Annotated in this window: 8 protein-coding genes and 1 pseudogene; 1 reads left to right on the top strand and 8 read right to left on the bottom strand. The window is 58.1% G+C overall.

The genetic code is table 11. The features are described from left to right. Positions 1 to 235 precede the first annotated feature (235 nt). From ACZ89R_RS03765 to gabT, 3 genes are all read right to left on the bottom strand, one after another. Positions 236 to 724 carry an Lrp/AsnC family transcriptional regulator gene (locus ACZ89R_RS03765; RefSeq protein WP_429546654.1) on the bottom strand — a complete coding sequence of 163 codons (489 nt, stop codon included), beginning with the start codon at positions 722 to 724 and terminating at the stop codon, positions 236 to 238. A 41-nt stretch (positions 725 to 765) separates the two neighbouring features. After that, positions 766 to 1,419 (bottom strand): HAD family hydrolase, encoded by a 654-nt coding sequence (locus tag ACZ89R_RS03770; RefSeq protein ID WP_429546653.1) that lies wholly within the window; start codon positions 1,417 to 1,419, stop codon positions 766 to 768. 102 nt (positions 1,420 to 1,521) lie between these two features. Further along, positions 1,522 to 2,817 carry a 4-aminobutyrate--2-oxoglutarate transaminase gene (gabT, locus tag ACZ89R_RS03775; protein ID WP_429546652.1) on the bottom strand — a complete coding sequence of 432 codons (1,296 nt, stop codon included), beginning with the start codon at positions 2,815 to 2,817 and terminating at the stop codon, positions 1,522 to 1,524. A 282-nt stretch (positions 2,818 to 3,099) separates the two neighbouring features. Here gabT and ACZ89R_RS03780 point away from each other — a divergent pair, with 282 nt between their 5' ends. Beyond that, positions 3,100 to 4,026, top strand: coding sequence for a 2-hydroxyacid dehydrogenase (locus ACZ89R_RS03780; protein ID WP_429546651.1), 927 nt, complete (start codon positions 3,100 to 3,102; stop codon positions 4,024 to 4,026). Between the two features lie 106 nt (positions 4,027 to 4,132). Here ACZ89R_RS03780 and ACZ89R_RS03785 read toward each other — a convergent pair whose 3' ends face one another. The 5 genes and pseudogenes from ACZ89R_RS03785 to ACZ89R_RS03805 form a co-directional block, all read right to left on the bottom strand. Next, positions 4,133 to 4,978: a substrate-binding periplasmic protein gene (locus ACZ89R_RS03785; RefSeq protein WP_429546650.1), complete on the bottom strand. Its 846-nt coding sequence runs from the start codon at positions 4,976 to 4,978 to the stop codon at positions 4,133 to 4,135. Between the two features lie 74 nt (positions 4,979 to 5,052). Further along, complete coding sequence (locus ACZ89R_RS03790) at positions 5,053 to 6,132, bottom strand: tartrate dehydrogenase (RefSeq protein WP_429546649.1); 1,080 nt, start codon at positions 6,130 to 6,132, stop codon at positions 5,053 to 5,055. A 53-nt stretch (positions 6,133 to 6,185) separates the two neighbouring features. Then, the gene (locus ACZ89R_RS03795) at positions 6,186 to 7,643 is read right to left on the bottom strand and encodes an NAD-dependent succinate-semialdehyde dehydrogenase (RefSeq protein WP_429546648.1); all 1,458 of its coding nucleotides are present in this window, start codon (positions 7,641 to 7,643) and stop codon (positions 6,186 to 6,188) included. 188 nt (positions 7,644 to 7,831) lie between these two features. Further along, a complete protein-coding gene (locus ACZ89R_RS03800; protein WP_476241489.1) occupies positions 7,832 to 8,695 on the bottom strand; it encodes a methyl-accepting chemotaxis protein in 864 nt (287 codons plus the stop codon). Next, a pseudogene (locus ACZ89R_RS03805) lies at positions 8,690 to 9,874 on the bottom strand (nitrate- and nitrite sensing domain-containing protein); the annotation flags it as partial. The pseudogene ACZ89R_RS03805 and the gene ACZ89R_RS03800, both read right to left, overlap by 6 nt. Positions 9,875 to 10,003: the final 129 nt, after the last annotated feature.

Here is a 10,003-nt window from a genome sequence, read left to right on the forward strand (position 1 = left end):
CGTGACTAAACCAACGTGCGCGCAAAATCCACACCGCCGCAGTGCCCCGCGCTGACCGATGCACACAGGAACCGATCAAGCCACGATTGGCTGAAGCTGCAAGCCTTGAGATGATTAGATATGCCAAATAAGGTTTCTTCACTTCATAAGAACCGCATTGTCTTGACGACAAATGAGCTCACAATTAAGTATCTCAATAAAGTTATGCGACGGACCACCGCCAGGTCATCCTCCGTCAGCGATGCAGCAACTTACGCAACGGAACACCATCCTTGAGTACCGGCGATTTTATAACGATGTAACTAAAGTACTTGGCGATACCGATATTCTTATCCAATAGTCCCTCCATCACTTCTTGATAGTGCGGAATGCTTCGAGTCATGAAGCGAGCGAGATAATCATAGCCGCCACTGATCAAGTGACACTCGAGCACCTCATCAACTAAGCGAATATTGGACTCAAACTTGGCGAAATCTTCGCGCTTGTGGTCGTGCAGCGTGATTTCTGTGAAAACCGTCACCGACTCAGTGATCTTGGCCAGGTTGAGGTGTGCGTTGTACCCGGAAATATACCCGGCAGACTCGAGCCGCTTGACACGCTGTAGACAAGGGCTGGCCGATAGGCCTACCGCATCGGCAAGACTGACATTGGTAATGCGGCCATCCTTCTGCAGCTCTACCAGAATATTGATGTCAATCCTGTCAAGCTTGATTAAACCTTCCATCGCATACCTCGTGATTGTTCTATGCAATCATTCTGTCAGTATCAACGCCTGAGAGATTGTTGATGCTGCGTTACCAAATCCGCCATGCTGTCGATGTAAAAGTCCGCCGGACTCGTTGTACGCGGCTCGCTGCAACCACGTTGGATCAGGCACAAGCCACTTGCCGAAGACAGGTCAGCTGAACCGCATACTAGCAGAATCTCCTTCGGATCAAGGTCATTTGCCAATAGCCACGCTTGATCCTCCAGCGGTTTGCTGGTCGGTGACAGAAAATCTTCAGATGTGATTCCCAATCGTTCACAGAATGCCTCGCGATCTGCATTGTCACGATCCCCGTATATCAGCAGCCGGTAAAACTTGCGCAGGTACAACATCGCGCCTGGTGCGTCCTCATAAAGTGACCAGTCGCTAACGGAACGGGCGAACCTCATGCCCTCCTCCCAACTGGCATCGAGTCCCAGGCGCTCGGCCAACTGGCGATGTGCAAAACACTGCAAACCACTGAACCCCAGTTTGGAGAACAGAGGATTGAGGCCGCGTATCACCTGATCATAGTCAGCCAACACCTCTTCTCTAGTCAGTGTATCTGGATAATTCTCGAGCAGCGGTTGCAAGGCCGTCCAGATGCCAGAGTTGCGATCAAACAGGACCTCATCGCAATCAATCAGCAGCGCGCGGTAGTCAGTCAATTCCATGGCCTAAAGCCTCCCATGAAGGTATTTCATGAATGGATACTCATTAGAATCCTCGGTCGGCATCCCTCTCCCTACATCGAATATGCCGACCGAGATCAGACATCAGCTCAAAACGCGTGATAACGCCCCTTCGAGAATGTCCAACGCTTCGTCGACCTGCGCCTCTTCGGCTACCAGAGGCGCCAGGAAACGCAGTACGTTGCGGTAAACGCCACACTTGATTACCAGCAGGCCACCCTTACGAGCCTCATCAATCACTTGCTGATTCAACTCCGGATCCGGGCTGCCGCCAGCATCGTCCTTGACCAGCTCAATCGCCAGCATGAAACCGGTACCGCGCACGTCACCAATTTGGGGAAAACGCGCCTGCAAACGCAGGAGGCCCTTATGCAAACGTTCGCCCAGCTTCTTGCCGCGCGCCAGCAATTGTTCCTGCTCGTAGGTCTCGATCACCGCCAGCGCAGCCGCACAAGCCAGCGCGTTGCCGCCGTATGTACCGCCCAGGCCGCCTGGAGCTGGGGCATCCATGATCTCTGCGCGACCAACCACACCCGAGATCGGCATTCCGGCCGCCAGGCTCTTGGCTACGGTGACCAGATCCGGCTGAATTCCGGAATGCTGAAAACCGAACCATGTACCGGTACGGCCGAAACCAGTCTGCACTTCATCCGCGATCAACACGATGCCATGCTGTTCGGTCAACGCTCTCAACGCCTGGAGGAATTCGGGCGGTGCGGTAAGGAAACCACCGTCGCCCTGAACCGGCTCAATGATGATTGCGGCTACCCGCTCGGGCGACACCTGCGTGGCAAACAGGTCATTCAGTGCCTGCAGCGCCATTTCGCTGGTGAAGCCGCGATAAGCATTCGGATAAGGAGTATGAAAGACCTCGGGTGCCACGCCGAAATTTTGCTTGTAGGGCTGGCTCATACCGGTCAGGGTCGTGCCGAGCAACGTCCGGCCGTGGAAGCCGCCACGAAAGGAAATAACAGCCGGACGCTTGGTATGAGCGCGGGCAATCTTGACGGCGTTCTCCACGGCTTCCGCACCTGAGGTGAAAAGTGCCGCCTTGTGCGCAATGCCGCTCGAGCCGCTAACCAGTCCGCACAAACGCTGCACCAGATCGAGATAAGGTTGGTAGGCAACCACCTGGAAACAGGCATGGGTGACCTTCTGCATCTGCGCCTGCACCGCCGCTACAACCTTCGGGTGATTGTGGCCGATATTCATTACACCGATGCCACCGACGAAGTCCAGGTAACGCCTACCACTCACATCCCATACTTCGGCCCCTAGGGCTCGGTCGATGACCAGTGGGTGAGCAGTAACCAACCCGCGTGGCACGAACTGGTCACGCTGCTGGAGCAGATAAGGGGTTTCTTCGCATTTGCTATTCATGGCATCTCCCATTGTGAGCCAGGCAACCAGGAGGCGGCTGCGATGTGTTCTAGGTTAAGCCTTTGACGCAATGCTCTAAGCCGAACTTGCCCGCTGAGAAGTTCGGTTCGACTGTTTTCACCCCGGAAAACGGCAGAATCCATCAGCCACCGGTGGCCCCATGCAATCTGCCAATTTGCGACGCAATACAACTGCACAGATCAATTCAAACCAGGCATTTCGACCAATTCTGCTCCGCTGTTCGGGCATGCTCCCATTCTCCTTTCATGAGAGGAAACGCCCATGACCCTGCTCTATAAAGCCGACCCGGTGCGCGGCGAACACTGGAAAACCCTGTTCGCTGAACGGGCACCGGATATTGAATGGCGCGCCTGGCCAGAGCTCGGCGATCCGCAGGATATTCGCTACCTGGCGGCCTGGCAGGCCCCGGACGATCTCGAAACGTTACTGCCAAACCTGCAAGTGCTGTTCGCGCTATCGGCTGGCGTCGATCAGCTCGACCTGAGCCGTTTGCCAGCGAGTTTGCCGGTGGTGCGCTTGCTTGATCCTGGCATTACCCAGGGCATGTGCGAATACGCCAGTTTCGCCGTGCTCAGCGTGCACCGGGATATGCTGCGCTATCGTCAGCAACAGGCCGAAAAAAGCTGGCAAGCCCATCGACTGCTACCCGCATCCAAACGCCGCGTCGGGGTCATGGGCCTGGGTTTACAAGCCCGGCAGATACTCGCGACGTTGCAACCGTATGGGTTCAGCTTGTCTGGATGGGCGCGCAGCCGGCATTGCATGCCCGGCGTAGACTGCTTTGCCGGGGCGGAGCAGTTGCCGGCATTCCTCAGTCAATGCGGCATCCTGCTCTGCGCCTTGCCGCTCATCAAGCAGACTGAGGGGATTCTTAACCGTCATCTATTCCAGTACCTGCCCAAAGGTGCCGCGCTGGTCAATATGGGTCGAGGCAGGCACCTGATTGAGGAAGATCTGCTGGAGGCCTTGGCCAGCGGTCAGCTGAGTGCAGCGGTTCTAGACGTATTACGCGAAGAACCAGCGCCGCCCGACCATCCATTCTGGCAGCACCCGCAAATCCTCCTGACCCCGCATATTGCCGCAATGACCCAGCCGGAAAGCGCGTTTGATGTGCTGCTGGAGAATATCCGCCGACATCAGCGTGGAGATCCCATGCTCGGCCAAGTTGACCGTAAACAGGGCTACTAGCCCTGTTTCCAGGATACGTTTCTCGAGCGAGATTGGGCGTTGTCCTCAGCTAAAAGCCAGTACGGCTTTTAACGCGTTGTTGGCGAAGCGCGAATGACCCAAGGACTTACTGGCTAACCCCTTGAATACCCGCTGCCCGCAGGTCAAGAGGATAAAACGCATCGTAACGCTTCACGATGCGATAGATGACGCCCTCCCGCTCTAGATCGGAGAGGATCGCATCAAGGCGTTTTTTGAAGTCGTCTTTGTATGGATAGGCCGACGTATTAATGCGGGTATAACCCAGGTACCCCTCTTCGCCTGAGAGCCAGGGCCCTTCGGCTATCCAGTTGAGAGAGTCTTGATCAAAAACGCCGTCGCGCCGCATCTGCTCCAGCTCCCAAAGAACGGCTCGGCGGTCATTGATGTAGGCATCCAGTCGCCCGCGATAGAGCATCGCCAGGTTGGTGCGGTTGTCCTTGGAATAGATCTGTCGCAGCTCGCCCTTGGCCAGCATGCTCTGGTAATCCTGATCGACGATGTTTATGAACCCTCTGTTCTGGCCGATGCGTAAACCGCCGTAGGCTTGCGGAAAGCGTTCCTGCTCAAGCGTCCGAGCCACTTCGGTGCGCATAAAAACAACCAGTGTCTCCCGCACGATGGGGCGTGAGTAATCCATCCACGGTCGTTCATCGGGACGGCGATATGGCGGATAAAGAGCCAAGGCGCGTCCCTGCGACAATTCCCTCAGGCCTCGCGCCCAGGGTACAGGCCGAATCTGCACGCGATAGTCAGGCATACGGGTAAAGGCCATGCGTAGAATGTCGGTGTAGATCCCCTTCGCCTCGTCGCCCTCGACGTAGCTGTAGGGTGGGTATCCGGCATCGCAAAGAATGACCACATCTATCGGTGCGCCTGCCCAGCTCTTGGCGTGCCAAACGCAAGCCAAAAGCAAGATCGACAATCTAGTCACGGCAACCTTCCGGCCAAGAAAAAAGCCCGCAGTGTGAGCGGGCAAAAGGGTGATGCGCGATTTTTTTAACCGGTCTAGAGTGCCTCGACAATCGCCTTGCCGACATCTTGGGTCGAGCCTTGTCCGCCCAGATCCGGGGTAATTGGCCCCTCTGCGATAACCTGCTCGATGGCTTTGAGAATGCCGTCATGGGCGGCACGGTAGCGCTCATCGCCCTCGCCGAGGAAGTCCAGCATCAAAGCGCCGGACCAGATCATGGCGATCGGATTGGCAATGTTGCGGCCGAAAATGTCCGGGGCCGAGCCGTGCACCGGCTCAAATAACGACGGGAACCGTCGCTCGGGATCGATGTTGGCTGAGGGAGCGATTCCGATGGTGCCGGCGCAGGCCGGGCCGAGATCGGAAAGGATATCGCCGAACAGGTTCGAGGCCACGACTACATCGAAACGATCCGGCTGCAGCACGAAGCGCGCACAGAGAATGTCGATGTGCTGCTTGTCCCAACTGACGTCCGGGTACCGCTCGGCCATCAGCGCGGTGCGCTCGTCCCAGTAGGGCATGCTGATGGAAATGCCATTGGACTTGGTCGCAGCGGTCAAATGCTTACGCGGCCGGGTCTGCGCCAGGTCGAAGGCGAACTTGAGAATCCGATCCACACCGCGCCGGGTGAATACCGACTCTTGCAGCACGAACTCATGTTCGCTGCCTTCAAACATCTTGCCACCTACCGAGGAATATTCGCCTTCGGTGTTCTCGCGTATCACCACGAAATCGATGTCACCAGGCTCGCGACCGGCCAACGGACATGGAACGCCGGGAAACAGGCGCACCGGGCGGATGTTCACATACTGGTCAAAATCGCGACGGAACTTGAGCAGCGAGCCCCACAGGGAAATATGGTCCGGGACCTTGTCCGGCCAGCCTACCGCACCGAAGTAGATGGCATCGAAGCCTTTGAGTTGTTCGAACCAATCGGTGGGCATCATTTGCCCGTGTTCCAGGTAGTAATCGCAGTGAGCCCAGTCGAGCACTTCGATGCTCAAGTCCAGATCCCACTTGCGTGCAGCCTGCTCCAGCACCCGCAGCCCCTCGGGCAGTACTTCCTTGCCGATACCATCGCCGGCAATCGCGGCGATTTTGAATGTCTTGCTCATGTCATTACCTTCGCGGATTCGCGTCAATCAAGTCTGTACAAAGAGGAGTCGCCTTACAGTCCACCGATATGGAATGCTTTGACTTCCAAGTACTCGTCCAGGCCATATTTTGAGCCCTCACGGCCCAGGCCGGACTGCTTGACGCCGCCAAAGGGGGCTACTTCCATGGAAATCAGCCCGGTATTGAGGCCGATCATGCCGAACTCCAGCGCCTCACCGAAGCGCCAGGAACGGCGCAGGTCCTGGGTGAAGAAATAGGCACCCAGGCCATAAGGTGTGGCATTGGCCAGGGACAGCGCTTCTTCTTCAGTGCTGAAGCGCATCAGCGGTGCGACCGGGCCGAAGGTTTCTTCGTTAGCCAGCAACATCCCGGCATGGGCGTCGGCAAGCACCGTCGGCTGGACGAACTGGTCGTCCCCTGTGGGAATGGCGCCACAGAGCAAGCGAGCACCATTGCCCAGGGCATCGTCGATATGCCGGGCTACCTTGCTAACCGCCGCTGCATTGATCAACGGGCCTATGGTTACGTCAGCCTCCAGGCCATTGCCGACCTTGAGCTTGCCCACCTCCTCCACCAGCCGCTGAGCGAAACGCTCGTAGATCCCGTCCTGCACGAGGATCCGGTTAGCGCAGACGCAAGTCTGTCCTGCGTTCCGGAATTTGCTTTGCATGATGCCGGTCACTGCCTGTTCCAGATCCGCATCGTCGAACACGACGAAGGGCGCGTTGCCGCCCAGCTCCAGGCTGAGGCGCTTGATCTGATCGGCACTCTGACGCATCAACAAGCTGCCCACGGCAGTCGAGCCGGTGAAGGATATCTTGCGTACTGTCGGGTTGCTGGTCAGCTCTTCGCCAATGCCCTTGGGCATGCCAGTCACAACGTTGAACACGCCGGCCGGGATCCCGACACGCTCGGCCAGCACCGCGAGCGCCAGAGCTGAAAGCGGCGTCAAGTCCGACGGCTTGACGATGACCGGACAGCCGGCGGCCAGGGCCGGTGCGCATTTGCGAGTAATCATCGCGTTGGGGAAATTCCACGGCGTGATTGCAGCGCAGACGCCGACCGGTTGCTTCAGGGTCAGCAGACGACGGTCGCCGCTGGGGGCTGGAATGGTCTCGCCATAAACCCGCCGTGCTTCCTCGGCAAACCATTTGACGAAGCTGGCACCATAACGGATCTCGCCCTTGGCTTCGTTGAGCGGCTTGCCTTGCTCGCAGGTCATGATCAACGCCAGGTCGTCGAGATTATCGAGCATGGCTTGATACCAACGCTCCAATAGCGCCGCGCGCTCAGCTGCAGGTCGAGCGCGCCAGGCTGGCCATGCGCGCTCGGCAGCTTCGATGGCCAGACGAGTTTGCGCGCCTTGCATGGCCGGAACCCTGGCCAGGCATTCGCCCGTGGCGGGATCAATGATATCCAGGGTGGCGGCGTTATCGGCACCCACCCATTGGCCGTTGATGTACGCGAGTTCTGCCAGAAGGCTGGGGTCTTGCAAACGATTCTTGAGCATGATCGAGTCCTGTTCCGAGACAGCCTTCAGTCTATTCAGACGCCACAGGCCAGGATGCTGAAAGCATCGCGGCTGCAGCGTTGGCTGCTGAATATCAGCTGATGGCAGCAGGCTCTACCGAGGCGGATGCCATGGCTGATGTAAAGAGCGAATGCACTCGCACGATTCCAGCGAGCACGAACTGGGGTTCAGACGTTGAAGTGACCGACCCTCCCACTCAACTCGCTGGCCAGGCTGGCGAGTTCCTGGCTGGAAACCCGGGTCTGCCGAGCTCCAGCAGATGTTCGAGCGCACACATCACGTATATTCAAAAGATTGCTATCGACTTCACGGGCGACCTGGGATTGCTCCTCTGTAGCGCTGGCAATACTTAAATTGCGGGCGTTGATCTGGCCGATAGCCTCGACGATGGCATTGAGTGCGGTGCCCGCTGCACGCGCGAGCCCCAGGGTGTCGCGGGTTTTTTCATTGCTGCTGTGCATGGCGCTCAGGGCAGTACGGCTGCCTTGCTGTACCGAGCCGATGATGGTTTCTATTTCCAGAGTGGAGGCCTGGGTCCTTTGAGCCAAGCCTCGCACCTCATCGGCCACCACGGCGAAACCGCGGCCGCTTTCTCCCGCCCGGGCCGCCTCGATCGCGGCATTCAACGCCAGCAGATTGGTTTGTTCGGCGATGCCTCGAATCACATCCAGCACCGAGCCGATATCACCTATCTGGGCTGCCAGGCTCTGCAACGCATCAGCGGTATGAGCCATATCGCCAGTCAACGACTCGATGGCACCGACAGTCCGGATGACACTGTCTTCGCCCTGTCGAGCACGTTGATCGGCTGCCTGGGACACCAGGGAGGCCGAAGCAGCATTGCGCGCTACTTCTTCGATGGCGCAGGTCAACTCGGTAACGGCTGTAACGGCTTGGTCGAGCTCCTCGCTCTGCCGTTGCAATCCCTGACTGGCGTCTTCGGTCACAGTGCTCAATGCCTGGGAAGTCGAGCTCAGTTGTTCGGCTGAGCTCACCACCTGAGTGACGGTCCCTCGCAGGTCCGTTTGCATGCACTGCAGCGCCTGCAGCAAACGTGCAGCTTCATCTTTGCCGCTGATAGCGAGTGTGTGGGTCAGATCGCCCTTGGCGATTCGCTCCGCCGCCACCATGGCGATACCCAGCTGTTCGAGCAGACGCAGTACGATCAGGATGGCTAAAGTGCCGCCAACCAACAGCAGCGCCAGCAAACCGACAGACATCCACACAGTGTCTTGGCGATAGCTGTCGCGCCTCGCGGTCAGCGCGTCACCCAGCTTCGTCAAGGCGCTATCTCCGAGTGCCTGTAGCGCGCCGATGGGACGAGCATATGCAGCCAGGTAATCCGTGACCGGATAACTCAGTTTCACGCCGTAGCCGCCATCGGCAGATAGATCCATTTCGACGGCCGCGACCAGCTGTTTGTCAGTCAATGCCAGGACCTGTTCGATCTGGAGGCGCAACGCCGCCAGAGGTGGTTCCAGCACCGACGCAAGCGCAGGATCGGTGGTAACAGCCTTGGTGAAGGCCCGACTCATCCTGTCGAGGCTGGACTGAGCCTGGGCGGTGAGCCCCATCAAGGCGCCTTGTTGTTCGGGCATGATTCGCCCCTGCGCGAGATACAGGCCACCGAAACCGCGTAATTGACCGAACAGCTCGGCGGTCTGTGGCATCTCGATCAGCGCGGCGTACATCAACGAGTAGGTTTCCAGCATCGGATCCAGCGCCAGCTCGAAATGATCAAGCAGGGCATCCTCAATCAGCAAAATAGAGGCGATCAGTTGCGAATGCAGTTGCAGACTCTGCCTGGCTTTGACGGAGTCTTTATCGACCTGATCGGAGAGTGCTTGCCATTGCTCGCGCACCTGACGCCAGGCGGTCAGAAGATCCGGTTTGACCTGCGCCGTCTGCAGCGCCAGCTCACTTGCCTCGAAAGCACGCTGTAGCTCCGTTCGCTTGACCAGGCGGGGCTGCTGGAGGGAGTCGGCGCCGCCGAGCACCGCCGCGACCAGATCGCGATGTTGCTGGGTCAGCGCAACCAGATGCAAAAGCGCGTGCACCGGCGCAAGTCCCTGCACTTCCCGATCTGCCTGGCGGCCCGTCTGCAGCGCGCCAAGCACGTATAGGGTGCTTGGCACTGCAATCAGGGCAATAACCAGAAGACCGAGCAAGACAAACTTGGTGGAGAAGGAAAGACGCTCGAGGGCTTTCATGGACGGACTCCCGGAGTGTTGTCGGAGACTCGCGAGAGTCCCGTTTTTTTTGGTTATTCGGTCAAGGCTTGGCTCTGGGAAGGCGCACGCACTCTTGCTCAGGCGAACATGCGACTGACCATCCAAGGG

It is taken from the genome of Pseudomonas sp. TE3728 (assembly GCF_056279145.1).

Excerpts from the sequence above, each read along its gene's own strand:
- ACZ89R_RS03770 (WP_429546653.1), bottom strand. The coding sequence starts at position 1,419 with ATGGAATTGACTGACTACCGCGCGCTGCTGATTGATTGCGATGAGGTC.
- ACZ89R_RS03790 (WP_429546649.1), bottom strand. The coding sequence starts at position 6,132 with ATGAGCAAGACATTCAAAATCGCCGCGATTGCCGGCGATGGTATCGGC.
- gabT (WP_429546652.1), bottom strand. The coding sequence starts at position 2,817 with ATGAATAGCAAATGCGAAGAAACCCCTTATCTGCTCCAGCAGCGTGAC.
- ACZ89R_RS03780 (WP_429546651.1), top strand. The coding sequence starts at position 3,100 with ATGACCCTGCTCTATAAAGCCGACCCGGTGCGCGGCGAACACTGGAAA.
- ACZ89R_RS03800 (WP_476241489.1), bottom strand. The coding sequence starts at position 8,695 with ATGCAAACGGACCTGCGAGGGACCGTCACTCAGGTGGTGAGCTCAGCC.
- ACZ89R_RS03795 (WP_429546648.1), bottom strand. The coding sequence starts at position 7,643 with ATGCTCAAGAATCGTTTGCAAGACCCCAGCCTTCTGGCAGAACTCGCG.
- ACZ89R_RS03765 (WP_429546654.1), bottom strand. The coding sequence starts at position 724 with ATGGAAGGTTTAATCAAGCTTGACAGGATTGACATCAATATTCTGGTA.